At 38.3% G+C, this 25776-nt stretch carries 28 protein-coding genes; 11 read left to right on the forward strand and 17 right to left on the reverse strand.

The genetic code is table 11. From position 1 onward, the window contains the following. The 3 genes from JOC34_RS10035 to JOC34_RS10045 form a co-directional block, all read right to left on the reverse strand. Window positions 1-258 (reverse strand): DNA alkylation repair protein, encoded by a 258-nt coding sequence (locus JOC34_RS10035; protein WP_205136617.1) that lies wholly within the window; start codon window positions 256-258, stop codon window positions 1-3. A gap of 184 nt (window positions 259-442) precedes the next feature. Continuing rightward, window positions 443-901, reverse strand: coding sequence for a YueI family protein (locus tag JOC34_RS10040; protein ID WP_205136618.1), 459 nt, complete (start codon window positions 899-901; stop codon window positions 443-445). Window positions 902-1704: 803 nt separating this feature from the next. Further along, on the reverse strand, window positions 1705-1878 hold the full coding sequence (locus JOC34_RS10045; RefSeq protein ID WP_205136619.1) for a YfhD family protein: 174 nt from the start codon (window positions 1876-1878) through the stop codon (window positions 1705-1707). A gap of 175 nt (window positions 1879-2053) precedes the next feature. Here JOC34_RS10045 and JOC34_RS10050 point away from each other — a divergent pair, with 175 nt between their 5' ends. Next, window positions 2054-2224, forward strand: coding sequence for a hypothetical protein (locus JOC34_RS10050; protein WP_205136620.1), 171 nt, complete (start codon window positions 2054-2056; stop codon window positions 2222-2224). 60 nt (window positions 2225-2284) lie between these two features. Here JOC34_RS10050 and JOC34_RS10055 read toward each other — a convergent pair whose 3' ends face one another. Further along, window positions 2285-2860, reverse strand: a complete 576-nt coding sequence (locus JOC34_RS10055; protein ID WP_205136836.1) for a spore coat protein — start codon at window positions 2858-2860, stop codon at window positions 2285-2287. A gap of 198 nt (window positions 2861-3058) precedes the next feature. Between JOC34_RS10055 and JOC34_RS10060 the strand changes: the two genes are divergently transcribed. Both JOC34_RS10060 and JOC34_RS10065 read left to right on the forward strand, forming a co-directional pair. Continuing rightward, complete coding sequence (locus tag JOC34_RS10060) at window positions 3059-4357, forward strand: alpha/beta fold hydrolase (protein ID WP_205136621.1); 1299 nt, start codon at window positions 3059-3061, stop codon at window positions 4355-4357. 107 nt (window positions 4358-4464) lie between these two features. After that, entirely contained in the window at window positions 4465-5412 is a 948-nt protein-coding gene (locus JOC34_RS10065; RefSeq protein WP_205136622.1) for an MBL fold metallo-hydrolase, read from the forward strand. A gap of 130 nt (window positions 5413-5542) precedes the next feature. Here the strand turns inward: JOC34_RS10065 and JOC34_RS10070 are convergent, their stop codons facing one another. The 4 genes from JOC34_RS10070 to selD all read right to left on the reverse strand — a co-directional run bounded on the left by JOC34_RS10070 (window position 5543) and on the right by selD (window position 8750). Next, window positions 5543-5938 (reverse strand): VOC family protein, encoded by a 396-nt coding sequence (locus JOC34_RS10070; RefSeq protein WP_205136623.1) that lies wholly within the window; start codon window positions 5936-5938, stop codon window positions 5543-5545. 182 nt (window positions 5939-6120) lie between these two features. Then, complete coding sequence (locus JOC34_RS10075; protein ID WP_205136624.1) at window positions 6121-6516, reverse strand: hypothetical protein; 396 nt, start codon at window positions 6514-6516, stop codon at window positions 6121-6123. Between the two features lie 81 nt (window positions 6517-6597). Next, the gene (mnmH, locus tag JOC34_RS10080) at window positions 6598-7653 is read right to left on the reverse strand and encodes a tRNA 2-selenouridine(34) synthase MnmH (RefSeq protein WP_205136625.1); all 1056 of its coding nucleotides are present in this window, start codon (window positions 7651-7653) and stop codon (window positions 6598-6600) included. A gap of 44 nt (window positions 7654-7697) precedes the next feature. Further along, the gene (selD, locus tag JOC34_RS10085) at window positions 7698-8750 is read right to left on the reverse strand and encodes a selenide, water dikinase SelD (RefSeq protein WP_205136626.1); all 1053 of its coding nucleotides are present in this window, start codon (window positions 8748-8750) and stop codon (window positions 7698-7700) included. Between the two features lie 303 nt (window positions 8751-9053). Here selD and JOC34_RS10090 point away from each other — a divergent pair, with 303 nt between their 5' ends. From JOC34_RS10090 to JOC34_RS10105, 4 genes are read left to right on the forward strand one after another with little or no spacing between them, the layout of a single operon-like run. Then, the gene (locus JOC34_RS10090) at window positions 9054-9449 is read left to right on the forward strand and encodes a GntR family transcriptional regulator (RefSeq protein ID WP_205136627.1); all 396 of its coding nucleotides are present in this window, start codon (window positions 9054-9056) and stop codon (window positions 9447-9449) included. Continuing rightward, window positions 9442-10131 (forward strand): ATP-binding cassette domain-containing protein, encoded by a 690-nt coding sequence (locus JOC34_RS10095; RefSeq protein WP_205136628.1) that lies wholly within the window; start codon window positions 9442-9444, stop codon window positions 10129-10131. The genes JOC34_RS10090 and JOC34_RS10095 overlap by 8 nt, the downstream gene beginning before the upstream one ends. Further along, complete coding sequence (locus tag JOC34_RS10100; RefSeq protein WP_205136629.1) at window positions 10128-10964, forward strand: hypothetical protein; 837 nt, start codon at window positions 10128-10130, stop codon at window positions 10962-10964. Before JOC34_RS10095 ends, JOC34_RS10100 begins: the two co-directional genes overlap by 4 nt. Before the next feature lie 15 nt (window positions 10965-10979). After that, on the forward strand, window positions 10980-12191 hold the full coding sequence (locus tag JOC34_RS10105; RefSeq protein WP_205136630.1) for a hypothetical protein: 1212 nt from the start codon (window positions 10980-10982) through the stop codon (window positions 12189-12191). Between the two features lie 79 nt (window positions 12192-12270). Here the strand turns inward: JOC34_RS10105 and JOC34_RS10110 are convergent, their stop codons facing one another. Further along, window positions 12271-12825: a hypothetical protein gene (locus JOC34_RS10110; RefSeq protein WP_205136631.1), complete on the reverse strand. Its 555-nt coding sequence runs from the start codon at window positions 12823-12825 to the stop codon at window positions 12271-12273. Window positions 12826-12907: 82 nt separating this feature from the next. Here JOC34_RS10110 and JOC34_RS10115 point away from each other — a divergent pair, with 82 nt between their 5' ends. After that, on the forward strand, window positions 12908-13369 hold the full coding sequence (locus JOC34_RS10115) for an ASCH domain-containing protein (protein ID WP_205136632.1): 462 nt from the start codon (window positions 12908-12910) through the stop codon (window positions 13367-13369). 6 nt (window positions 13370-13375) lie between these two features. Here JOC34_RS10115 and JOC34_RS10120 read toward each other — a convergent pair whose 3' ends face one another. Then, entirely contained in the window at window positions 13376-13711 is a 336-nt protein-coding gene (locus JOC34_RS10120; RefSeq protein ID WP_205136633.1) for a thioredoxin family protein, read from the reverse strand. Window positions 13712-13824: 113 nt separating this feature from the next. Next, window positions 13825-14361, reverse strand: coding sequence for a CotY/CotZ family spore coat protein (locus tag JOC34_RS10125; protein ID WP_205136634.1), 537 nt, complete (start codon window positions 14359-14361; stop codon window positions 13825-13827). Between the two features lie 388 nt (window positions 14362-14749). Between JOC34_RS10125 and JOC34_RS10130 the strand changes: the two genes are divergently transcribed. Further along, window positions 14750-16021, forward strand: a complete 1272-nt coding sequence (locus JOC34_RS10130; protein WP_205136635.1) for a glycosyltransferase family 2 protein — start codon at window positions 14750-14752, stop codon at window positions 16019-16021. A gap of 24 nt (window positions 16022-16045) precedes the next feature. Here JOC34_RS10130 and JOC34_RS10135 read toward each other — a convergent pair whose 3' ends face one another. From JOC34_RS10135 to JOC34_RS10155, 5 genes are all read right to left on the reverse strand, one after another. Continuing rightward, entirely contained in the window at window positions 16046-17170 is a 1125-nt protein-coding gene (locus JOC34_RS10135) for a DegT/DnrJ/EryC1/StrS family aminotransferase (protein ID WP_205136636.1), read from the reverse strand. 5 nt (window positions 17171-17175) lie between these two features. Further along, window positions 17176-18477, reverse strand: coding sequence for a nucleotide sugar dehydrogenase (locus tag JOC34_RS10140; protein WP_205136637.1), 1302 nt, complete (start codon window positions 18475-18477; stop codon window positions 17176-17178). Window positions 18478-18865: 388 nt separating this feature from the next. Next, entirely contained in the window at window positions 18866-19867 is a 1002-nt protein-coding gene (locus JOC34_RS10145) for a glycosyltransferase family 4 protein (protein ID WP_338062666.1), read from the reverse strand. A gap of 26 nt (window positions 19868-19893) precedes the next feature. Further along, entirely contained in the window at window positions 19894-21117 is a 1224-nt protein-coding gene (locus JOC34_RS10150) for a glycosyltransferase (protein WP_205136639.1), read from the reverse strand. A 19-nt stretch (window positions 21118-21136) separates the two neighbouring features. After that, window positions 21137-22330, reverse strand: coding sequence for a glycosyltransferase (locus tag JOC34_RS10155; RefSeq protein ID WP_239544246.1), 1194 nt, complete (start codon window positions 22328-22330; stop codon window positions 21137-21139). Window positions 22331-22642: 312 nt separating this feature from the next. Between JOC34_RS10155 and JOC34_RS10160 the strand changes: the two genes are divergently transcribed. Continuing rightward, on the forward strand, window positions 22643-23398 hold the full coding sequence (locus JOC34_RS10160; protein ID WP_205136640.1) for an SDR family NAD(P)-dependent oxidoreductase: 756 nt from the start codon (window positions 22643-22645) through the stop codon (window positions 23396-23398). Window positions 23399-23426: 28 nt separating this feature from the next. After that, window positions 23427-24389, forward strand: a complete 963-nt coding sequence (locus tag JOC34_RS10165; RefSeq protein WP_205136641.1) for a dTDP-glucose 4,6-dehydratase — start codon at window positions 23427-23429, stop codon at window positions 24387-24389. A gap of 106 nt (window positions 24390-24495) precedes the next feature. Here JOC34_RS10165 and JOC34_RS10170 read toward each other — a convergent pair whose 3' ends face one another. Then, entirely contained in the window at window positions 24496-25734 is a 1239-nt protein-coding gene (locus JOC34_RS10170) for a glycosyltransferase (RefSeq protein ID WP_205136642.1), read from the reverse strand. Window positions 25735-25776: the final 42 nt, after the last annotated feature.

Here is a 25776-nt window from a genome sequence, read left to right on the forward strand (position 1 = left end):
TTATTTTTGATTATTACGATTGTGTTCGGCATATTTTATAAATGACTTTTCATCTTCAATGAGACCACATATGCCACATTGGATTCGTTTATCTGGTCCATTATAGGCGACATGAAAAGTCTCTAACGCTTCATTTGTATAATCGTTTTTCATTTCACCTGTATCCGCATCTAATTTTACCGGGGTTGGAACTTGTTCTATTACATTGAAGCGAGATCGATTGGTTTTACAATTTGGACATTGGTAAGGCTGACTCAATTGCAACCACCTCCAACTACTTTTTTACGAAGTCTTCTTTATTGTCCCTAGCTTGTGTTAAATTTATACAACTGTTTTTTTGCTTATCATAGCTGACTTGCCTTTTTCGATTGTCATTATTTTGATGGGGTATCCTCTTTAAAAAGGTAGTAAAAATGACCAGGCGCCAATATAGGCTACCTGGTCATTTTTGAAACCATTGTTTTATTTTGGAGAAAATCGTACCTGTTTCCGTGTGATCGTCGGTTTTCTCTATTTTTTCTTTTTTCTGTGGTTCTTCTTCCATAAAGATATCTTCTTTATCAATCGCATAGTCATACGTTAATACTGCACCAATATTTGTGTCACTTTCATTATTCGTAATCGTTGTGAAAGGGATATTATATTTATCCGCTAATGCCTTTTCTTCCTTCAAAAATCGATTGGCAACATGCCCATTTATTAAAAGCTTTGTATCTTGATGTTGTATCATTGCCTGTTCTAAATAGGAAAGACCACTATCTGTCATGACTTGTCCGATTGTTAGGGCAAGGACAATCCGCTCTCTTAACGTCCCCAAATATTCTATGCGTTCTGCTTCTTTCGGTCTTCTTACGCCATATATGCCTTCTGTCAAATAATCCTCTACACTTTTATCGCTCATATATTTCACTCTTTCATTATGGATATACTTCAATTGTATGAAGTTATAGGATAAGATGCAAGGGATTATCATCCGTGGACATTTTGCGATGTGCCCTTTTTCATTCAACGAAAAAATAGATCGTTTTCTAGTAAAGGGGCTTTCCTTATAATAGTTGAATCTATTTACCCCGTCGCCCGTCTATACTGTGTGCTAAAACCGTTGATTTCCACTGCAGGCGGACGCTTTCCGCGGGCACGGCTTCAGCCTCCTCGAGAAACTCACTCTGCGGGGTCTTCAGACACGTGCTGTTTCCGCTGGAGTCGCCGCCTTCCGTTCCAATCAACGATGTAGTGCTCCGAATTAATAAATGATTAAATGATGGTGTATCTTATATAGTGGCACTATAAAGTTGAAGTGCTTATGAAGTGGGCCCCTATGAACCAAAACAATAATACAAACGGCTGAAAATGAAAATCCATCCTAGTAACTGGAATATGCGAGACTCCTGTGGGACAGCGAGCCTAAGAGACCCCACAGTGAGCGTTTTTTGCGATCGAGGTCAATGACAAACGTCACGTCCTGTGACGTCATCGACACTAGTACGTCCTGTACGTCGGAGGCTCGTGGTGAGCCCGCGGAAAGCGAGTATATTCCATTTGCGTGATGATAAGAAAAACTTTTCCGATTTTTTTGGGTGGGGGATAAATTTATCCCCGTCCTCAGTTCCGCCACTTTTATTCTGAGACATCGCAAAAAGCTCATCCGTATATGTACCTTTCTCAAATAAGCGATTCATATTACATATGAATCGCTTAAATAAGTTATTTCTTTTTTGCGCGTTTATTTGCTGCTTGGCTTCTTGCTTGCGCTTCCTTGTCTTCGTGATCTGCAAATTCTTCAGCAAATTCCACATCGATACCATCTGTTTTTAATTGGCTTTTTGGAGTTTGTGCAAGAAAGCTGTTTTTAGCTTTATTGTGCTCGTCTTTTCCCATGTGATTCACCTCTTCCTCACTTGCATGAAGTCTTGATTAGTATGTGTAGAAAGGACATATCTTTTACATGGAAAAATATTATTTGTTATTTTCACTGCCCGCCACACTGCGATAATTTGGTGCAAATAATTATTACCATTATTCATATACTAAACATATAGCGGGAGGGTTTTTAATGATTACCAGAGAAGATACATGCAAGGCTTGTGAAGGGACAGGCATGCTTTCTGATGATGAAGGCTGGCAATATAAGTGCAGTGTTTGTCACGGGGAAGGCGTAGTTCTGGAAACAGGTCAATCAGCCAAGGTTATGTCTGTGGATGAAAATAATCGATTGCTTGATTAGACTTGTACATGGGAAAGGGAGTGCTCCAATATCATATTTGGGCACTCCCTTTCCTTTGTTCTAATGTGGCATGGTACCCTGAACAGGTCCAAAACCCGTTATATAACTTTGCATATCCTGTGGCTTTAATTGTGGAACTTGGTAATATTGATGCTTGTTTTGGTACAAAAAGACTTCATAGCCCATTTCGATCAAGTTAGGAATGCTATCTGCAAACACCCTTCTTAATACAGGGTTCGTTGTTTCAAATGCAGTTGTCGTAAATGCAGATGCAGAGGACTTTAACACGCCCATCATAAAACCGGAGACACATTCATCGTTTAGCTCATTTACACTTTGTACGGGTGATTTAGGCTGCGCCGGCTGCATCCCGTACAACACATCATTCGGTTGTGTCATTTTGTAAACTTGCGTTTTAACCGCTGGCTCCTGGCCGGTTTGCAGTGTCTCAACGATGGTATTGTAAAGTTGGGTTAAAAACGTTTTATGCTGCTGCAGCATTGTTTTTAACTCCGGATCCTGGATGTGTTGCTCATATAATAAAAATTGCTCTAAGCCTGCACTTAATCCGCTGATGGCTTCATGTGCATCGAAAAGCTCGTGTCCACCATGGTTTTGCTGATCCGGGAGTTGCATCGAATCCTTTAGTTCCTCGTGTGGTTGATATTCCAATCGTGACTCCTCCTTTGATATAATCAGGCTTATTTTGTTCCAAAAGACATAATCTATTCCTGTGGTTTCGTAAGATATATAATGATGATATTTGATATGGATGAAACTTTTTCCAAGAAGAATCGTAAAGTAATGAGTGGGATAATGGCTAGGAGGATCAATGTGAAAAAAGCTTTATTAATGATTTTTATCGTATTTTTAATATTAACGGCTTGCAGTGATAAACAGGAAGGTGAGGAAGAAGGAAGCGGTTTGTTTGTTGGCACATGGTCTGGCACGATTGAAATACCAAATCAGCCATTAAATATTGATGTGACATTTGCAAACAAAGATGAATTGTCCGGTATGATTAGTATTCCTGTGCAGGGGATCGATCAATATCCACTTTCTACAGTGAAACAGGAAGATAAAGCTATTATATTTACAATGAAAATTCAGGGTCAATATATTACATTTGATGGCGAACTGGATGGGGATCAAATAGCTGGAACATTTAAGCAGAACGGACAATCCTTTCCTTTTACTTTATCGAAAGGAGAAGCTACTGCAAAGGATGAAACTGCGGAAGCAGATGGTGAATTTTTGCAAGTAGAAACGGATGAGGGAACATTATACGGGGAATTAGAAACGCCGAAAGGGGAAGGTCCATTTCCAATTATGATTATTATTCCTGGTTCAGGTCCAACAGATCGTAACGGGAACACGATTGCCGGGGAAAATAATAGCTTGAAATATGTAGCTGAAGCATTGGCGAAAGAGGGGATAGCAAGTCTTCGCTATGATAAACGGGGCGCTGGCAAAAATAAAGAAGCTATTGGATCTGAAGAAGATACAAGCTATGATCTGTTTGTGGATGATGCGGCCGCGTGGATCGAAAGGCTGAAAGAGGATGAACAGTTTACAGAAATAGGCATTATCGGTCACAGCCAAGGATCACTGACCGCTATGCTGGCTGCGCAAAAGGAAACTGTGGATATATTTATTTCGCTGTCGGGTGCTGGCAGGACGATTGATAAGGTGATGTATGATCAACTAAGTGAACAGCTGCCTAAGGATTTATTGCAGGAAAGCCAGGAGATAATGGAAAAGGTAAAAGCGGGGGAAGTCGTTGATGATGTTAGTCAGGACTTACAAAGTGTATTTCATCCCTCAGTTCAGCCGTTCTTAGCTTCATGGATGGCATATGATCCGGCAGAAGAAATTCAACAACTGGATATCCCAACGTTAATCGTAAATGGCGAAAACGATCTCCAGGTTCCTGTAAGTGAGGCTGAATTACTGCAAGGAGCAAGACCGGATGCTGAAATGTTATTGATAGAAAAAATGAACCATGTATTAAAAGAAGCACCGGAAGATCGGGAAGGGAACATGGCGACCTATCTTGATCCTGAATTACCTTTGGCAGATGGTTTGATGGATGGCATGATCAGGTTCTTAAAAGAAAATAAAATTGTCGAGTAAAGAATGACAATTTTTTTAGGCAGGTCTAGGGGGCAAGTATGGACTTTTTATGCTACCATAATATTAATAGAAAATACGAATAAGTATAATGATTTGGGGGCTGTATCATGGTAGAAAAGGATCCAATCCAATTGGATAACAGAATTCATTTAATTGATGGCTTTGATTTAGGTGTACCAGAACGAACTGGAACCTATGTCATTGACGAAGAAGCATTGACCATTGTTGAAACTGGTCCAAGCCCGTCGGTTAAGCATGTGAAAAAAGGGATTGAATCATTGGGGTTCACATTGGATCAGGTAAAATATATTATTGTAACTCATATTCATTTGGACCACGCTGGCGGGGCTGGTCTACTGATCCAGGATTGTCCGAATGCTACGATTGTTGTTCATCCTAAGGGGGCTAAACATTTAGCTGCGCCTAAAAAGCTTGCTGCCGGGGCGAGGGCTGTATATGGAGAAAGTTTTTCTGAGCTATTTGACCCGATTATTCCAGTTTCAGAAGAACGTCTTTTAGTAAAAGGGGAAGGGGATACATTGCAAATTGGTGCGGCATGTACGTTGGAATTTCTTGATACCCCAGGACATTCCAGACACCATTTTAGCATTTTTGATCCAGTTAGTAATGGCATGTTTACCGGTGATACCGTCGGCGTTCGTTATCAATTGTTGATTGATGATGGGGTTAGTTTTTTCCTACCATCAACCTCTCCTAATCAGTTTGATCCGGACGCCATGCAGACATCGATTAATCGGATGTTTGACATGAAACTTGATCGTATCTATTTTGGACACTTTGGAATGACGAAAAATCCGGATAAAGCATTACGACAGGTATCTGAGTGGTTGGCTGTTTTTATGGAAGAGGCGGAACAGACTGTTGCTGAAGGTAAGGGCTATGATGAACTTTCGGGTAGGTTGTTAGGAAAAGTAAGACAACACTTACGGGAATTTGGGGTCGATGATGATCATGAAGTTTATATTGTCATTAATTTAGACATGCAAGTGAGTGCATTGGGCATGATTGATTATGTTCAGAAATTGAAACAATAGTATAGATTTGATGAAAGGTTGTCCATTGGCTAACTGTGATGTGTCTATTTTGTCTTTAAAGACAAAATGGACACATCTTTACTGCACCAGCATCCTTTTAGATAATCGCCTAAAGTTATCAATTTGAGGCTTATTTTGTGTAATTAAGCTCCCAAAGAATACCGTTCTTATCCTTAACAATTGCGTGTTTTGCACCCCAAAATGTATCTTGCAGCTCCATTTGCACTTCGCCATCTTTTGCTAGGTCCTGATAAATTTGTGTGATCTCTACTTCACTATCAAGATCGGGTCCGAGTAACATATGATTACCACGGGTAAACTTACTGTCAAATACATCAGCAAAGTAAATCGTACAGTTTTCACTCATGTGCAATTCTGCATGGATGTATTTTCCTTCATGCCCTTTAAACATCTCAATGCCATCTGCAAGCTGTGTATTTTTAATTTCACCGCCAAAAATACGCTGATAGTATGCGACCGCTTCTCTACAATTTTCGATGCGAATGTGTGGAACGAGTTTCTTCATCGTTATGCCTCCAAGTAAAGTATTTTATTTCTTTTAGATTACTATTGCTTTTACATTGTTGCAAATTCGGCAGATGGTTCGGGGACATTCTTTTTGTCGTAACACTTGGGGTACTTAATATTGATCGGGGGGTGCAAAAAAAATGGCATCTATTCAACAAATAGATACCATTTTAACAAGCCCTATTTTTGTTCGTCCTCTGTTTTCATAAACGTCAAGATAAAAAACAGGATAAAGCTGATTAATAAAATCGTTCCACCAACGATAAAGAAGACGGTTGGTAACGCTCCTTCCATGCCAAAAGGTTTTAAATAATAAAACCACATACCAACTGTTAAACCGATGGCACCGATAATGGCTGACCATACGTGAAGCGTTGCAACAATCGTTTTTGCTGGGGTGAAGATTTTATAAAATACAGCCCAGGAAAATAGGGTTAGCCAACCAACTACTAGAATATGCGCATGCAGTGTCTTGAATTCAAGACCACCAGCACCGGCCATATGTGATCCGAGAAATGCACCTACTACTGCAAATAATGCTGAAAATCGAAGTAATGTTTTGCTATATTTATTCAAGAAAAAACGCTCCCTTTCACTAATCATCGGTATTATATATTTAGTTTAGCTGACGATTGTGAACGGAGAATGAATAGGGCGTTACAGAGTTATATATTTATTCTTTTCCTCCTGCTTAATGAAGCTGACGACTGCTTCAAATGCTTCATCCAGATTATCTGCATGGATATGAATTTGGCTATCGTTCGGATAGTGTTTGATCGCATGTTCATACCTTGGATCATAATAATATTCAAGTAAAAGCGCTATCGCGGATGGAAAGTTACCTTGCTCTAAATCGTCGGAAATTTGCTTGCCGATGGGTGTGTGAATATGTTTTTGAATCCTTTGAAAAGCTTCGCTAACCTGTTTCCGATGTGTATCCGGATTGTAGTCACTTAAAATATTTTCGATACGTTGCTCTAACGGTAGATGAATGAAGATTTGCATACCTGCTTCTTTACCTTCATATAAGAATGCAGGTAAGGATGCCTTGCCAATTCGCTTGCTTTCTCCCTCCAACAGGATGTACGGTGTTTTATCGTAGCGCACGATTTCCTCAACTAGCAGAGACTCGAATGTTTTCTGATTATGTGGCTGCAGGCCAATTTGGCCAAATACAGACCCGCGATGGTTCGCCAGCCCCTCTAAATCAAGTACTGGATAGCCCTGTTCCTTGAGCCTGTTCAATAAAATAGTTTTGCCGGATCCTGTGTATCCATTTAATACATACATTTTTGGTGAGAAATTTTGCGCTTCCAATGTGTGCATAACCCACCTGCGATAGGAGCGAATCCCACCATCTAAGCGTAGCACCTGCTTCCCCATTAAATCTAGAACTGTGGCAGCAGTTTTACTGCGCATCCCACCGCGCCAGCAATAAACAACTTTCTCTGATTCGATCGACTGAAAAGAAGCGATAAAATCGGGCAGCTTTGCAGAAAAAAGTGCTAAACCTTTTTCTTTTGCCGCTTCGGGGCCAACTTGTTTATAAAGTGTACCTACTTCTGCGCGTTCCTTGTTGTCAAAAACAGGAATATTTATGCTGCCAGGAATAGCAAATTCGGCAAATTCCTGTGGTGATCGCACATCTATTAATGTGATGGGTTCTGCCTTTTGTCGCTTAAATAAATCATGTAAAGTAATATCCTGAAACATCTTTTCACGTCCTTATTAGAAAACCTGGCTTCTCGCCAAGCAAGTTATTCTTCAACCGTAATATGTCCATTATTGCCATCTATCACTTCGCCAATAACATGTGCATCTACATTTTTACTTTTCAGTTCAGCGAGTAGTTTCTCTGCATCTGATTTTGCAACAGCCGCTAATAGGCCACCTGATGTGACGGCATCACATAATATCCATTGATCGTTCTGATTCATCGTTTCATGATAGGTGACGTCTTGTTTCAAATAGTTAAAGTTATTCTTCGTACCACCTGGAACAGCTCCGTTTTCCGCAAGCTCTTTTACCCTCGACATTACAGGTACTTGCCGGTTAAAAATACGAATTTCCACATCACTTCCTTTTGCCATCTCTGATGCATGTCCAAGTAAGCCAAATCCTGTCACATCTGTGCTTGCATGTACATCGTAACCATCCATTGTTTCTGCAGCAGTTTTGTTAAGGGTTGACATCACGTTTGTTACTTGGGAAATTTCTGACTCATTTAGTAAGCCTCTTTTGATGGAAGTTGTTAGGATTCCTACACCTATCGGCTTTGTTAAAATAAGTACATCACCGGGTTTTGCTCCACTGTTTGTGCGCACTTTATCGGGATGAATCGTACCTGTAACAGCTAAGCCGAATTTTGGTTCTTTATCATCGATTGAATGACCTCCAACTAACGTCACATCGGCCTCCTTGAGTTTGTCACCTGCACCACGCAGAATATCTGCAAGAATTTGCTTGTCCAGATCAGCGATGGGGAAAGCAACAATGTTGAGTGCGGTAATTGGTTTTCCGCCCATTGCATACACATCGCTGATCGCATTTGCTGCAGCAATTTGACCAAATGAATACGGATCATCAACGATTGGTGTGAAGAAGTCCAGCGTTTGTACAATGGCTATATCGTCACTTAATTTGTAAACACCTGCATCATCACTGGTGTCCAGACCAACTAATAAATTTGGATTATTAGCTGCGGGCGGTAGTGTTTGGAGTACCTGTCGTAAATCAGCTGGTCCGATTTTGCAGCCACATCCGCCTTTTGAAGATAAAGAGGTAAGTTTAATTGTTCCTGTGTTATTCATATATCATCAACCTTTCTGTATTTTAATCACCTATATAGATTTTAACACAATTCGCGTAGTGCTTGATACGTATCGGTTTTGAATTTGGGGTCAGTCCCCCACCACACTATTACTTTAGCACTTTACCAGGATGGGGGACTGACCCCGAAAAAAGATGTTGACTTTTCAAGTGTACTAACCGTATAATACACTTGAAAAGCGTATTATACGGTTAATACACAAACTGTTATGCGAAAGGTGTATTAATCATCTAATACACAAGTGGACCAAATACACACCTGAGAAGATATGGGAGCTGTTGCTATGAAGATAAATTTTAATAAAAGAGATCCTGTGTATGTGCAGGTCGTTCGGCATTTTAAAGAAGAAATTGCAACAGGCATACTGGAGCCCGGACAGGAAATTCCATCACGAAGAGAATTGGCAGCCAAGTTAAAGATAAACCCGAACACTGCTCAACGGGCGTATAAGGAAATGGAGGAAGCAGGCTTGATTTATACGGAGGGAAATTTGCCAAGTAAAATAACAAAGGACGAAGCAGTTCTAGGAGCTGTACGAGAAGCACTGATTTTACAGGCGGTTGACACCTTTATGACGACGATACGTCCGATCAATGTTCCGCTTGATGAAGTCGTTGATTTGATTAAAGAAAAATACACAACAGAGACCAATGGAGAAGGGGGAGGTATGGGTGATTGAAGTAAAAAATATTTATAAAAAATTTGGGCGTAAAAAAGTGTTGAATGGTGTATCTTTCACCGCGGAAAAAGGAAAAATCACATGCCTTATTGGTGTGAATGGTGTAGGAAAAACAACGATCCTAAACGCGATTATGAATTTGACACCAATCAATCATGGGGAAATTACGATGGGTGACGAAAAAATCAGTGATAGAAGTTTTGAAAAAATAACATTTATACCTGATGCGATCACAATGATTCCGAGTATGACGATCGCAGAGTCGATGCAATTTATGCAAGATTTTTATGATAGCTGGAACCAGAAACGTGCGACAGAATTACTCGGGTTTTTTAAACTAAAAGAGACGGAGCAGATTTCCGATTTATCAAAAGGGAATACAGCCAAAGTAAATTTACTGCTGGGACTGGCATTGGATGTAGATTTTCTACTCATGGATGAGCCATTTTCCGGGATTGATATTTTCAGCCGAGAGCAAATTGCAGATGTTTTTTCCAGTCACTTAGTGGAAGATCGTGGTGTCATTATTACAACACATGAAATTAATGATATTGAACATTTAATTGATAAAGTTATTCTGCTTGATGACGGGGTTGTTTTAAAAGCATTTAATGCAGAGGACGTTCGTGAAAACGAAGGGAAGTCTGTGGTAGATGTGATGAGAGAGGTGTACCAGGCATGAGTCGCTATCTTAAATTAGTAAACTTTGAACTAAGCCGTTTTATGAAGATTTATCTGGTGCTGATAGCGATTACTGTTATTTCGCAAATTACAGGCATCATTGTTAAATCCAAGGGTTATCTCAACGAGGTGCATCGAACGATTTACGGTGATTCAATTTCAAAAGCACAGTATATTGAGGAATATGGCACGATCACTTTCATGGATTATGCAACGTCCAGCTTATGGTTTTTAGCACCAATTGCTTTATGTATTGCTGCGTTGATGTTTTATGTGTTTTTTATTTGGTATCGGGATTGGTTTGGGAAGAATACATTTATTTATCGTTTACTTCTATTGCCGAGCGCTAGATTGAATGTGCTTCTTGCAAAAGCGACAACGATTTTATTGCTGGTGTTTGGACTGGTTTCGATTCAATTAATCCTGTTACCAATAGAGAATAATATTTTTAAATGGATCATTCCGCTCGATTTCAGAACAGATTTGCCTATTCATGAGATGCTCGAGCAGTCCCATGAATTGAGCGTCCTGATACCAAGAAGCTTTGTTGAATTTATTATTCATTATGGAATTGGGATCATGGCAGTTCTTGTTATCTTTACGGCAATTCTATTTGAACGTAGCTATCGTTTAAAAGGTATCTTGATGGCAATTCTATTTGGATTGTTAGCCATCGTTATTTTCTTTTTACAGGACTTTGTAGAACTATTATTGCAAAAGAATTATTTGTATCCGATCGAGCATTTAGTTGTAAGGGGTATATTGGGCACCATTGTGATTGGTCTATCTATTTGGGTGAGTAATTTTCTACTGAATAAAAAAATAAATGTATAGAGGAGGGGGATGGAAATGATGCGTTATTGGCGATTAATTTCTATTGTAGCGGTAATCGTAGTTGTAGTAAGTACATTTTATATACAGTCTGCTGTAGCTACGCATCAATATCCTGCGTTTGCACTAGAGAAGCAGCGTGGTGATGAGAAAGAAGCGGAAGGCGTGACCCTGCATGGGGAATACGCAAAAGAGGCTCAGTATCATAGCTTGAACATTACTACAGCTGGATCGAAAGATGATTTTGAAGGCACTTATTTTGAGCGTTTGGCGAGAGAAAACGCCCCCTCTCACATAAAAAAGCTAAGAAAGGATTATAAAGCTTTTATGCGTGGAAAGGATATTGATATGGATGAATCAATGCTTTATGATGACAAAAGCTTGCTTGCTTATGTTGAATTGGAACCATTTGATGAATTGGATAATAAGTATACATTTGATATTGATATCTTAGAAAAAGAATCAAAGAATAGAGAATCATTTAAAGTGACGCAGCATAACGACAAATATAGTTATTTGGATGTAGCGGGTGTGTTTGTTAGTCATGGAGAAGTAATTGTATTTACACGGAATTATGCACGGAAGTCTGAGAATATGGAAATTCATGCATACTGGTTTAATATAGCTGATGGAAAATTAATGCATGAGGAACCAATCTTATCTATTGATGAAGAGGACGAACAAACCAATGCAAATATAAACCTGATCAACAGTAATGACGGAAAGGATAACAATCATTTTGTCCTTTTTCAGAAGGATCATTATGTCAATTATAATGACGAACAAATGGATTCTGAACCGTGGGAAACAGAATTATTGGCTTACGATTTGGAGAGAAAAGAGTTGGAGAAGATTAAACTTCCCGAGGAGATAGATGGGATAACGAATACAGGGGTCATAAATCAGTCCAAATTGTACTTCGCAAATGAGACTGAGCATACCTTTGAGATTTTCAGCTATGATGTGGAAAATGAAAAAATGAAGAATATATATAAGATGAAAATTTCAAATGCAGTAGATCCGATTGAAGATCAGGGAATAACGTGGAATATAGATAATAATAAATTATATATGAGTAGTGTTTTAAGCGACAATATATCCCTTGCGGATCTAAAAATTGTGGATTTAGACTCGGGAGATACGCTTTATGAAGGAACTGTGGAAGCGAAAAGTCAGCAATCTTTAGCAGAGTTGGATGATTTTATTGTTTCGGGGATAAGTATTGAATAATGGAATTTTGGCTTAGTGTCTAGGATAAATGTCAGGGGACAAAGTGTCTGCCGTTTTTTAGAACGCAGACACTTTTAATTTAGCTATGTTGCAGCAGTATCGTTTGTAATCTTGTGCGAAGCGGAGAAGGTAATGACTTTTTCAAAGATCTAGTAATTAGATAGGGATGCTGAATCCCATATTTTTTCCAGTGGGCTTCAATTAAGTCTGCTTTATATTGTTTTCTAGGAATTAAGGTATACAAAATATACCAATCCTCCAGGGATGAAAGTGGAATATAAGTATCATTGATATACGTGCTATCGGTTAAAGAAAGACGATCGAATTCCATTGTATATAATCCCTTTGGATGATGAATTTGGAAGCCCGCCATTACGTCAATAGAGGTCCTAGCGTGTGTGTATGTACGAAAATGTTTAGTGGCAAAGGGTTCTTTACTTATTGCCTTTTGCTCCGTGGTAATTATTGAAAATATATTTTCTGCTTGTTTGATATCACTTTCTACTATCAAAATGTCAATGTCGTTAACGGATTCAATGAGATGGTAACAGTCAAGTAGCTTCGATCCACCTAATCCCCAAAGAATGTTAGCTTTATTCAATTCTGTGGCGATTTTTTCTAATGTGAAATTCATGAGATCCTCCGATCAATCGTAATTTCTGATAATCATTGATATTATTATACTACAATTAATTGGTAAGGAGAGGTGGGAAAGCATGAATGATTCTGTTGAAGCAATGTGGAAAGCATATGTAGAAACATTAAGTGAAAGTGATCGACCCAAGAAGTCATACACTTCCTGGCCATTTGGTGCGGATCGGGAGATGGCGGAAGAACTGGCTGCATTAGTAATAAGGGGTGAAAAAACAGCAACTTCCTCTTTATATCTTTTCTATGATATAGAGAAAGAATCACTGCCTGAAGTTGGTGAATTCAACATCATAACGGATTGGGATGGGAAGGCAAAGGTTGTGACGAAAACAATCGATGTAGAGGTGCTGTCTTTTCAGAAAGTTAGTGCAGATTTCGCAGCAAAAGAAGGAGAAGGCGACAAAAGTTTAGCGTATTGGAGAAACGTGCATATTGCGTTCTTTACCAATGAACTAAAAGCACTGGATAAAAAATTCACGGAAGATATGCTTGTTGTTTGTGAAGTATTTAGAGTCGTTTATCCGTAAAAATGATTATTCAAGTCTATTTTCATATATTTTATCGATCTTATCTTCTAAAAGTTGCATGTGAACGATACGGGCTTCGCGGATGTATTCCTTCCCATCAACAAAAAGCAGCAATACTGGAACTGTAAAAATGGAAAATTTGCCAGCAAGTTCCGGTACTTCTGTTACATCAATATGAGCCAAATGAATATCAGGGTAACGCATCATTAACTCCTGTACCTGTGGGAGTAGACCATGACAAACACTACAATTTGGTCTGCTGATGTAGAGAAAAGCTAAAGGATGTTTGTCAATAAAACTTTCTACCATGTTTAGTGATGTAAGTGTTTGAAAATCTCTCATGATATGTAGCCTCCAAAGTCTGTTTACTTTATCATAGCAGTAATTATGTTTTAGGGACAGTCCCCCACCTTATTAGCGCTTGATCGAATTAGCGTGGTGGGGGACCGTCCCCATTATATGGGATCTAAACAGGTGATGGCGGAATAGTGATCTAGGTTGACGGTTAAGCAAATGCCACTAGCTTTAAAGCCTGTTATCGGATCGTCTGTTGGGAAAAACGGACATACTGTGCTCATTGTATCTTTTGGCGGAACTGAAGCACCACATCCTTCTGAAATAGGAACCAATAATTCCAATCTTACGCAACAGTCACTGCCTTTCACAAAATTTTTGGCACGAAAGATTGGCGTTTCCACACAACCAAAAGCATTTTTTCCCTTTGAACCGGAAGTCTTATATACACCGCTTCCGATAAATGGCTCGCATGTTCCGCCACAATAAAGCATAAATGGAATGGTTGTATGAATAGGTCCGATGTTATTCCCCTTTTTCTGTGATAATAATTGGTGAATAGAACTATCACAGCCGGAAGAACAGCTATTTGCTCCCACTTTATTTTGCGCTTGCACAATACGTCTTACTATGTCGCACACACAATCATCAGCCTTTTTTCTTGGTTGGAAGTTATTTCCGCATTTATTAGTCCTCATATAATCTCCCCTTATATTATTAAGTTCATGGTCCCTACTAATGTATGTAATGCTTTTATAAGAGCCTGTATAGAAGTCTACTTCTAGTAAAAATGAGTAAGCTGTCCCACTTTAATAACAAAATGTGTCAATACCTCAGGGGATAAGCCGATTCCATTTGTTAGTAAATACATAAATATAATATATAAATCAATACAAGTCTTGTAAGGATTTTACCCATGAATTTCCCCTTTATAGAGAGCCGACTGATCACCGGCTTTCTATTTAATTTAAAAGGTTGTTCAAAAGGTCCGGTTTGAACACGCACTTAAATGCAAGTGTATAAAAGTACTTTTAAACCATACATATATAATGTGAGAAAATATTGGAAGGAAAGGGGAGCATGATGTTGAAAGATATAACCGCAATGCTTGTTCACTATTCCGATCAAGCGTTAATACATAAAGCGCTCATTTCTTTAAAAGTACTTGGTTCGAGGTTAAAATCCGTTATCGTTGTCCAAGAGGAAAGCAACCCTATAAATATCGAAGGCCTTGACTGCGTTCAATTTATTCCAATTGAAAGTAATAATCTCGGGGAAACGTTGAATCATACGATCTATCAACTGACCAGTTCTTATGTTTTATTTCTGCAAGATACAGACTATCTTACACCTAAAATAAGTATCGAATCCCTCCAACTAACCGATCCCCAAACAGTTTTAGGGACACATTATCATAATCGTAGCACGGTTATCGATCGTCCACTGCTCGTCCGCACCGCTTTTCTTAAAAAGGAGCCTTTTCTATCAAACCTTCATCTACCATTTAAGGAGGCTTTTTTTTCTGCTTGGCTTTCGAATATAGCGCCCTCTCTCAAACTATTTAAAGAAGGTTTAGTGAAACAAGCAAGGAAAAATAGTTCTACTCATACAATAGAAAAGTTAAAAATGATAGAGAAATACCAACTGGAAAAAAATAAAACAGAGCAACCAACCATTGCTATTTTGATTGCAAATTTTAATATGGAAAAGTATGTACAAATTGCCGTCACATCATGTCTTTTACAGCGTGAGCAAGTAGAACAAATACTTATTATGGACGATGGCTCAACAGATAAATCTTATCAACAACTGCAGCAATGGGCTGATGGGGAGCAAGTGAAAGTATTTAATAAAAGAAATGAAGGAAAAGCAAAGGCCTTAAACGATCTATTACCGCATGTGATGACCGACTTTATATTGGAGCTTGATGCCGACGATTGGCTGGATCCTGATGCCGTATATGTTATTAAACAGTATTTATCAACACTAAAGAAGGAGGTTGCGGTAATGTACGGTAATCTTAGAAAATGGAAACAGTTAGAGGGGGACGTACACTTTAAAGGGGTTAATAAGGGTGTTGCGATTAACAGTAGAGCTGATTTACTGTCCTATCGTTTTCCGCTTGGACCGAGAATATATCGTACTTCTTCATTAAAAAGGGAGGGGGGATTTCCGGTCGTTGCGTTTGAAAGTGGGAGACTTTATGAAGATGTGAGTGTGTTACATCGATTAATAAAGAAATCCAAGTTTTGTTATCACGATTTTACAGTTTATAATGTACGGGAACACAATGAGAGTATCACGAAAACAAGTAATGCAAAATGGAATGATTTCTTAAAGACGCTAAAAGACGACTAAGAAGAAGAGAACAATGGAACTATATTATCCATTGTTCTCCAAAAAGTTTTGAACTGTTGAAATGATATCATCTTGTTTGTGAAAAGATAGCATAGGAGAGATGGGGAGTGCCAATATCCTATCAGCAGTTTTCTCTGCCACCGGGAAATCACCCTGCTTATAATGGAGATAATCGAAAGCCGGTTGTAAGTGGAGAGGGATAGGATAATAAATCGCTGAAGCAATGCCGTTATTTTTTAATGCTAAAGCGAGTTCGTCTCTGTTGTCTAATTCAATACAATATTGATGGAAAGTATGGCTTCGATCCTCTACGATTGGAGGGGTTTTTAAAAGATCATTCAACCCCTCTGTGTATCTTCTGGCAACCTCTTTTCTTTTATGCAAAAAGATGTCTAAATGATCTAATTTAACGAGTAAAGTTGCTGCCTGAAATTCATCAAGCCTACTGTTCATACCGATTGATGTATGCTGATACTTTTTTTCGCTACCATGATTTCTAAGTTCGCGAACCTTTTCATATAAATTGCTTTGATTGGTTACGACGAGACCAGCATCTCCAAATGCCCCGAGGTTTTTGGATGGAAAGAAGGAAAAACAGCCAATATCGCCTATTGCTCCAACCCTTCTCCCATCATATTCTGTTCCAATCGCTTGGCAGGCATCCTCAATAACATATAAGTTATGTGTTTTAGCAAGCTTCATTATTGCTTCCATGTTAGCAGTTTGACCATATAAATGTACGACGATGATGGCCTTTGTGTTTTTAGTTAGCGCGTCCTCTATTTTGGAAGGGTCAATGTTATATGTTTCTTCTTCTATATCAACAAAAACAGGTTTCGCGCCAACTTGTGCAATTACCTCAGCGGTTGCGAAGAAAGTAAATGGTGTCGTGATTACTTCATCTCCGGGTCCAATGTTTAATGCTTGGAGAGATAATTGTAATGCGTCCGTCCCATTTGCTACACCAAGACCATAAGAGGCTTGGGCATATTCGGCAATTAACTTTTCCAATTGCGCTCCTTTTTCTCCCAATATAAAATCCCCGCTATCCAGGACCTCGGCTAACGCTGCTAATATGGGGGATTTAATTAACGCTAATTCTTCTTTTAAATCCACCATTGGTATCTGATTCCTCTCGTTGTATACCATTTTATTTAATCTCCAATACCTTTATATTTAATTCCTAACTGCGTGATCTCACGCTTATTTAATTTATTTCGTCCGTCTAAGACGAGCTTACATTGATCAAAATGGCTAAAGTCTATATGACTATATTCCTGGTGAAAAGCTTGTAGGATAACCACATCTATTTCAGAAATAGATTTACTTTTTAAAGATAAAGGTTCAGCGCCATATTTTCGAATTTCGTTATCTGTAAATAATGGATCATTTATCAACACATTTGCCTCTTTTTCTTGTAGTTGATTGATTAGCAATAAGGTAGTTGATTTTGTTGGTTCTTTTACATTTCCGCGATAGGATAAACCTAAAATTAGAATGTTTTTATTTGCTAAGGATCCGATTTCTCTTTCGATTTTTGAAATGGCATAATGAGCCATGTTGTCATTGATTTCCCGGGACAAAGGAGTTAGCCCTCGATCTAGACCCTTATTGATGAAAAAATAAGGATATATGGGAATGCAATGCCCTCCAACACCAATACCAGGGGCGTGTAGATGAGAATAGGGTTGACTATTACTAGCTTCTATCACTTCAGACATGTTGACATCTTTTTCTTCTGCAAACTGTGCAAGCTCATTCGCAAGTGCAATATTCACATCGCGATACACACATTCCGCAACCTTAGAGAACTCAGCAGTTTCCAACGAACTAACCTCAATCAATTCACAGCCGAGCGCTTGTTGGTAAAAGTTTGATGCCCGTTCCAGACTTTCCTTATCGATTCCACCAACTACTTTTGGATAGTTTTGCAAATCCTGGATAATCCGATTAGAATAGACCCTTTCAGGACTATATGCGAGGTGGAAATCTTCCCCTGCACGCAACCCCGAAACGTTTTCGATCATTTTTCCAAATCGATGCTTCGTGTCACCTGGTGGGAGTGTTGTTTCAAAAACAATTAAGGATCCTTGCTTTATTCCTTCAGCTATCGCTTGCACAGCCAAATCAATCATTTGGTAATCTATATTGTTTTGTTCATCCACTAGTACTGGTACAATTACAACGATTATATCCGCTAGGGCAACGGCATCCTTAGTTACTGTAGTGGCTGATAATGTTTTATTAGTGTGAGCTTCTAGGACCAATTGATCTAACCCAGGCTCATTTTTAATATGGGATTTGCCTTGATTGATTGAAGCTACGACATTTGTGTTGATATCCGCACCCAAAACATTAAATCCATTATTGGCAAAAACAGCTGCTAAAGTTAGTCCGATTTTACCAAGTCCAACAACGGCTATATTAGGTAACGACGGGCTTTCGTCTATCATCATATTACAACCTCATTTCTATGATCATTCGTGAACCTATTTTATCTTTGGGGGCAACTAATGCACCCGCCTTTACGGGCGAGTGCTAAGTGCCGCCGAGCTTCGAGCGCAGATAGATCGCAGACGGCCGACCCAAGCCTTCTTTATCTCATATGAATAGACAGTAAGGTCCCCATTTCAAGCATATGGGAGGTATAAGAACTTTAAAATGGGGATTAACTACTGTACTGACTTCGTTCAATTAATACGTGGTAAAGGGCTGGCAGTCCTGCAATATAGCACATCCTGTACGCTGGAAAACCCCATAGAATGACGCTTTCACTTTCTAGCTTATGTCGATAAAATTTAATATGATTGGACTTTTAGCGCCAATAATGAAGGAATAAAGGCTTTATAAATTCTTGTAAATATCAACGTAACGATCTGCAACGATTGGGGTATGATGGTGCATTTCCACATACTTTCTTCCTCTGATACCAAGTTCATTCCACTTTTGCGGATTTTGAATGAGGGTTTTCAATACGTCTGTAATGGTGGAGGGATTTGCGTTGACTACTGGAAGCTCTGGGGAGTATTTTGATACCAAATCATCTCTTATATAACAAATGACGGGCTTCCCAAAAGCCATTGCCTCTGAACTAATATAGCCACAGGCACCGATCCTCAATTGGTCAATCACAATGTCTGATTGGGAAAGAAGGCTCATGGTTTCATCATGCGTGCTTCCTTCAATTAATTTAAATTGAAATGATAATCCTGAGCGCTTTAATTGATTTACTGCATTTAAAATAAATTCCGTTCCTTTAAGATCTCTTAAGGTAGGGGCATGGACGATCAAGGGGGAGGGATTTTTGCCATCAGGATATTGCGCTTTAAATTGATTTACATCAATTGTATGAGGGATAACGTGTGTATACTTGTATTGATCTGAAATATAACCTTCCAATTCATGGTCTTGAACAATCGCATGATCGATATATTTTGATAAGGTCGCTACATTTTTATATATTTTTGCTTCTGTCCATTCAGGTTTCACTCGAACATAAGGATTGTTAAAGCTTTTTGCAACGGAAAGTAATCGAATATCTGAACCGTGATGATGGACGACCATTTTCTTTCCAGCCTTTTTCAAAATGGCTAGGTCACTTTTATCTGGAAAAAATGTTTCACCGAAATGAAAATGAAAGATGTCGTATTTTTGTATCGCCTCCTGTAAAAAACGTTTTACTTTGTTATCTCTTTCGTGATTTGTAAGCAAATTAAGCTTTAAGCACATATCAGGTTTAAATTTAAAATTGTTTTCAGTGAAGTGACAAGAAGTAGCTTGAACGCCTTTAAAACGTAATCCACGACACAATTCAATCATAGGAGAACCATAAGGGATATGCAGCACTCTCAAAGGTATCCATCCTTTCCGTGTTATTTCGCTAATTGATCGTAAACGGCAAAAAGTCTCTTTTCCATATGCTCCCAGCTGAATTGTGACTCCATTACTTTCCGCGCGTTTAGGCTCATCTCATAAATTCTATTTTTATTAGTATGGAGCAGGAGTAACGCCTGAAAATAATCATCTGCTGTAGCTTGTAGCTTATTGACCGTATACCCGCATGTATAAGTTTGGATAAAATGCGCCATATCTTGGCATTGATTTACCAAAACTGGTACGCCATTATTTAAATAACTAAAAAATTTATTTGGCATAGCAAATCGGTTATTAAGGGAATGAGCAGCATCTAAATCTATCCATCCTAAATCTACATTATGCATAAACTTAGGGATTGAATCATAATTTACCCATCCAGTAAAGTGCACTTTCTCTTTTAATGAAGCGGGAATATCTAGAGGCTGACCATGTTTTGACTTCTTCCATCCTCCAATAATTTTGGCTTCCAGGTCAAACTTTTGATTACACAATTCCAATACGTCGATCAGCTTATTGAAATTTCCCCTTTTGTGATTTATCACACCTTCATATGCGATTACTAAGTTTGAAGGCGTGTCCTGTTGCCTTGATTTTGAGTCAGGTGCTAAGGGTGGAGAATTATAGATTACTTCTATATCTAGTTGGGGATCTATAGACAGATACCATGATTTAATAGACTCGGATACTGTTATGACGTAGTCTAATTCTTGTAACATATAGATCAACATTTGTTCTTTAATTTTCTTGGTGTTGTTGGGTTGATCAACCAAGCTATCTGGCTCTAATTCATGACTATCATAAATGACTTTACATCGTTCTCCTTTTGAAGTTAAAGCACGTTTAATTCCAATGCCTGAATAAAGTGAAAAAAACTCATGGGCATGGTAGAAATCTGCTTTCTGCGCAATCCCTATTTGTGTTAATGGATCAGTAAAACGGGTTTCATTTCCAGTACGAAGGTTATAGTGAAGATTTTTGATATTATTTTCAGGATACATTTGTTCATACGTAATCACCTTGATTCCCTCATGAATAAAGGTTGGAGAACGGAAGCTATCACGGAAGATAGTCCCATCCACATCAAATAAATAACCATCTTTTCTAGGAACAATCATGGTTACATTGTAGCCTTCTTTCAACAAGCTTTTGGCTTCCTTTTTAAAAATGCGCGCATCTAAGAAGGGATGTTCAGTTATCAAAAAACAAACGTTTTTACACATTATTTCCCTCCAATTTTTCTTATGATAAAAGGTATTGGGGCTGGTTAGACGCGAGTGAACGATAAACTGCGATTAACCGCTTTTCCATATGATTCCAACTGTAGACATCTTCCATCATTTTACGAGCGTTTATGCGCATTTGTTCTAATTCTGATTTATTTTTATGAAGGTACAATATCCCTTTTACATAATCAGCGGGAGTAGGATTTAATTTATTAATAACCATTCCACATTGATACGTATGCACAAACTTCTCCATATCGCTGCATTTGTTCACTAAAACAGGTACACCATTGTTTAAATAACTAAATAGTTTACTAGGCATTGAAAAGGCATTATTAAGTGAATGAGTAGGGTCTAAATCAATCAAACCGATATCCACATCTGACATTTCGGCAGGGAGCGAATGATAATGAACCCAACCAGACATGGTAACGTGAGATTGCAAATGCTCAGGAATAGCGATTGTTTCCCCATATCGCGGGCCACCAATCAGTTTAAACTGGATGTCCATGACCTTACGAATAGAGTCAGTCATGGGAAGGAATTTCTCGATATTTGCTTTGGATAAATTTCCCTCATGTGCTACAACGAACTTATTTGTGTGATCCTCCTTTAAACTAAAATTTGAAGTAAGTGGGGGAGAATTATAGATGACCTCTACGGGAAGCAGGGGATCTATGGATAAATACCACGATTTGATAGAGTCAGAAACTGTGATGACATAATCAGCCACTTTTAAGTTAGCAAGAAGTGTGCTTCTCCAAGTTTTCTTCGTTTCATCATTTATCTTTAATGAAAATGGATCTGGAATTAGTTGCCGGCTATCATAAATTAATTTTGCACTTTTATTTTTTTGTGTTTTTAATGCGTTTTTAATCTCCTTCCCGTAAGAAAATGAATTTAATTCATGTGCTTGGTAGAAATCAGCTTCTTCCTTTAATCCCAATTGATACAAGGGGTCCGATAGATGGTTTGTTGTTCTTTTCTCGCTATCGTAAGTCACAATCTTAACCCCTTGATAATGGAAGGTTTCTTCACGAAAACGGTCAGTAAATGGCTTTCCATCGATATCAAATAAAAGGCTATTCTTTCGTGGAGCGATGATGGTAACATCATATCCATGCTTTAGCAGACTTTTAGCTTCACATTCAAAAACACGCGCATCTAGAAAGGGAAGGTAGCATAAGAGCATACAGACCTTTTTTTTCAATCTTTATTCCTCCCATCATTAATGAAACCCACACTGATTGTCGTAAATGGAGTATATTATTATATTTACTTTGCATTAAAGAAATTATACCCATTTTTTCTTTCTGCATAAATGCACAAAAGGAAGATGCACCGCAGATGAAAAAAGGGCATTTTCGTTGAACGAAGGTTTGACGAGAATTCAAGTTTGAAAGGTATACGTTTTTTGCGCTTTTCAACAGTAGCAATATTTTAGATACCTTCTTACTAAAGTATTAGCAATGTATCTGAATTATTCATCTGAATAAATGAAATGCTTGGAGGTGAGACAAGGATGGAGTTAAACCTAAAAGGGAAAAAAGTGTTAGTGACGGGAGGATCAAAGGGGATTGGAAAGGCGATAGCTAAAGCTTTCCTAAATGAGGGGGCCCAAGTTGGCATTGTGGCAAGAAGTAATACGGAACTTTTAGAAACGAAAGAAGAAATTGGAGTACAAATTTATCCAAAAGATCTTGCAATGCATGAGCAAAGGGAGGAATTAATGCGCGAATTTATTGATGACTTTAACACCATTGACGTTCTTGTTAATAATGTAGGTTCTGCTCATGGAGAAGGTGTTTTAAAGACCTCTTCAAGCGTATTTAGTGAAGCAATGGAGCTGAATTTCATCTCTGCTGTTCATTTAAGTCAATTAGCGAGTAAACAGATGTTAAGTCAAGGTGAAGGGGTAATCATTAATATTTCCTCCATCTACGGAAAGGAATCAGGGGGCCTTCCTTCTTATAATGCATCAAAAGCTGCTTTAATTAGTTTTACAAAGGCTTTTAGTTCTGAGGTAATAAAAAGTAATATTCGCGTCATTGGAATTGCCCCTGGTGCCATTTATCATCCAAATAAAGAGTGGAATCGTCGTTTAAAACTTGATCCCGACTTTTTAAAAAAATATGGGCAGGATAAAATTCCAGCGGGGCGACTAGGAAAGCCCGAAGAGATTGGAAATGTTGCTGTATTTTTGGCATCTGACAAAGCCTCCTGGATTGTGGGATCGACCATATCTGTTGATGGCGGACAATCTCGATTGAACTTTTAAATACCGATCGGAAGGGAAGTGCCATAAATTGAATCGACCGTCATTAGTCAATAGTACTGTTTTAATTGTAGGTGGAGCCGGTTTTATCGGCAGTCATCTGGTAGATAGAATACAAGCAGAAGGGGCAACTCGAATTATCATTGTTGATAATCTTTTTACCGGGAAAAAGGAAAATTTATATCATGCATTAAGCAATGGCGCAGTGTTTCATGTGGATAATGCAGAGGATCAAGAGGTCCTTAATTATATCATGGAAAAATATGATATCGATATTGTTTTTAACTGTGCAACCAAGGCATTAAACTATTCTTTTTATAATCCGTCCAATGCTTTCTTAACAAATGTTCTAGTCTTAAAAAACTTATTGGAACTTCAAAGAAAGCAGGCATTTCAAACATTATGTCATTTTTCTTCTTCAGAGGCATATGGTTCATCTCAATATCAACCAATGGATGAACAGCATCCGCTTGCCCCAACAACCACTTATGCTGCTGGAAAGGCCTCGGCTGATTTGATGCTACAATCCTATGTGAAAATGTTTGATTTAGATGCTTTTATTGTTCGGCCTTTTAATAATTATGGACCTAGACAGAACTTTGAGGGGGATCTTGCTGGTGTCATCCCCCTTACAATTAAAAAAATATTAGATGGCGATGCACCTGAGATTCACGGTCCTGGACAACAAACAAGGGATTTTATTTATGTGGAGGACGCCGTTGATATCGCAACAAAGGTTTTCCCACTTATTCCAGCTGGGGAATGTGTAAACATTAGTACAGATCAACAATTATCGATTGAAAATGTAGTTGAGACGATAATAGACGTGATGAACTATAAGGGAAAAGTCCTTAGAATGCCTAACCGAAAAGCAGATGTTATTAGTCATAGAGGATCCGTGAAAAAACTGCAAAGTATTTGTGGTCAGTACCCTAAAACGTCCTTTAAAGATGGGATTGCAGCCACTGTAAATTGGGTGAAAGATAGTGTGTAAAGGATGGCGAAAGTAATGATAAATCATATCTGCTTTTCGAAGGAGACTGATGTAATGCAATAATGGATTTATGCCTATAGGATCGTAATGAACCAGAAATCTACTATTACGTATAAAATATTACTTCCTTATTGGTCAACTGATGATAGATATTCATTAATCTGTTCTCCATTTTCTCCCAACAGTAGATTTCTTCCATTACCTTCCTGGCATTTAGACTCATTTCTCTTAAAAGCGGTTTATTTTTATATAGATAAAGCAAAGCGTTTGCGTAGTCATCCGCTGTAGCTTCTTTTTTATCAATGATAAGGCCACATCGATGTGCTCGGATAAAGGATTCCATCTCATGGCAGCGGTTAACCAAAATAGGTATGCCATTATTTAAGAAACTGAAAAATTTATTCGGCATCGCATAGGAACGGTTGAGTGAATGACCTAAATCTTCATAATCAATCCATCCGACATCCACATTTCTCATATGTTGTGAAATAGAATAATAATCTACCCAACCTGTTAACTTAACTTTATCTTTTAAATGATCAGGTAGGATAAAAGATTCACCAAATCGTGTCCCACCAATTACCTTAAATTTAAAATTAATTGTTTTTGAACAGGTTTCGGAAATTTGCATAATTTTATCTTTACTTCCTCTTTTTTGGCCGATATTTCCTTCATAACATGCAATCAGACCATCTTTGTTATATTGCTTCGGCTGATAATCCTTTGCTAGTGGAGGTGAATTATAAATAACTTCTACAGGCAAGGTAGGAATTTGTGAAAGAAACCATGATTTTATAGCATGGGAGATGGTGATGACTTGGTCGACTTCTTTAAGCATCGTCAGTAGTTTTTCTTTTAAATTCCTTCTTGATTCTTTGGTGTATCGCAAATCAAATGGGTCTGGTGTTAATTCGTGACTATCATAGACTAGTTTAATTGTCTTGTTTTTCTTTTTTAACATCCTTTTGACACCAATACCAGCAAAGAGGGACAGGTACTCATGTACGTGGTAAATATCTGCATCTTGCTGGATACCCAGTTTTGTTAATGGGTTATTAAAGCCGACCTTCCAAAGGGTTTCGTCGGATAATACTTTACTTAATGGCGCTCTGCTTTCTTCATAATCATATGTGACGATGGTAATTCCTTCAGGGGTGGTAAATGTTTGGTTTAAGAATTTATCTTTGATTGGTGTTCCATCTATGTCAAATAGGTATCCTTCCTTTCTAGGGACAATCATGGTTACATCATAACCTAACTTTTTTAAACTTTTGGCTTCCCTTTTGAAAACCCTTGAATCTAAAAACGGGTGATCGGCTATTAGCATACATACCTTTACCGCCATTTTATGGGCTCCTTTCTGGGCAGATAGGAAAGTATAAAACTT

Source organism: Virgibacillus halotolerans (assembly GCF_016908515.1).
GTDB classification, from domain to species: Bacteria; Bacillota; Bacilli; order Bacillales; family Amphibacillaceae; genus Virgibacillus_M; species Virgibacillus_M halotolerans.

Coding starts and splice junctions, on each gene's coding strand:
- JOC34_RS10040 (WP_205136618.1), bottom strand. CDS start 901: ATGAGCGATAAAAGTGTAGAGGATTATTTGACAGAAGGCATATATGGC.
- JOC34_RS10045 (WP_205136619.1), bottom strand. CDS start 1,878: ATGGGAAAAGACGAGCACAATAAAGCTAAAAACAGCTTTCTTGCACAA.
- JOC34_RS10050 (WP_205136620.1), top strand. CDS start 2,054: ATGATTACCAGAGAAGATACATGCAAGGCTTGTGAAGGGACAGGCATG.
- JOC34_RS10055 (WP_205136836.1), bottom strand. CDS start 2,860: ATGCAACTCCCGGATCAGCAAAACCATGGTGGACACGAGCTTTTCGAT.
- JOC34_RS10065 (WP_205136622.1), top strand. CDS start 4,465: ATGGTAGAAAAGGATCCAATCCAATTGGATAACAGAATTCATTTAATT.
- JOC34_RS10070 (WP_205136623.1), bottom strand. CDS start 5,938: ATGAAGAAACTCGTTCCACACATTCGCATCGAAAATTGTAGAGAAGCG.
- mnmH (WP_205136625.1), bottom strand. CDS start 7,653: ATGTTTCAGGATATTACTTTACATGATTTATTTAAGCGACAAAAGGCA.
- selD (WP_205136626.1), bottom strand. CDS start 8,750: ATGAATAACACAGGAACAATTAAACTTACCTCTTTATCTTCAAAAGGC.
- JOC34_RS10090 (WP_205136627.1), top strand. CDS start 9,054: ATGAAGATAAATTTTAATAAAAGAGATCCTGTGTATGTGCAGGTCGTT.
- JOC34_RS10100 (WP_205136629.1), top strand. CDS start 10,128: ATGAGTCGCTATCTTAAATTAGTAAACTTTGAACTAAGCCGTTTTATG.
- JOC34_RS10105 (WP_205136630.1), top strand. CDS start 10,980: ATGATGCGTTATTGGCGATTAATTTCTATTGTAGCGGTAATCGTAGTT.
- JOC34_RS10110 (WP_205136631.1), bottom strand. CDS start 12,825: ATGAATTTCACATTAGAAAAAATCGCCACAGAATTGAATAAAGCTAAC.
- JOC34_RS10115 (WP_205136632.1), top strand. CDS start 12,908: ATGAATGATTCTGTTGAAGCAATGTGGAAAGCATATGTAGAAACATTA.
- JOC34_RS10120 (WP_205136633.1), bottom strand. CDS start 13,711: ATGAGAGATTTTCAAACACTTACATCACTAAACATGGTAGAAAGTTTT.
- JOC34_RS10125 (WP_205136634.1), bottom strand. CDS start 14,361: ATGAGGACTAATAAATGCGGAAATAACTTCCAACCAAGAAAAAAGGCT.
- JOC34_RS10135 (WP_205136636.1), bottom strand. CDS start 17,170: ATGGTATACAACGAGAGGAATCAGATACCAATGGTGGATTTAAAAGAA.
- JOC34_RS10140 (WP_205136637.1), bottom strand. CDS start 18,477: ATGATGATAGACGAAAGCCCGTCGTTACCTAATATAGCCGTTGTTGGA.
- JOC34_RS10150 (WP_205136639.1), bottom strand. CDS start 21,117: ATGTGTAAAAACGTTTGTTTTTTGATAACTGAACATCCCTTCTTAGAT.
- JOC34_RS10160 (WP_205136640.1), top strand. CDS start 22,643: ATGGAGTTAAACCTAAAAGGGAAAAAAGTGTTAGTGACGGGAGGATCA.
- JOC34_RS10170 (WP_205136642.1), bottom strand. CDS start 25,734: ATGGCGGTAAAGGTATGTATGCTAATAGCCGATCACCCGTTTTTAGAT.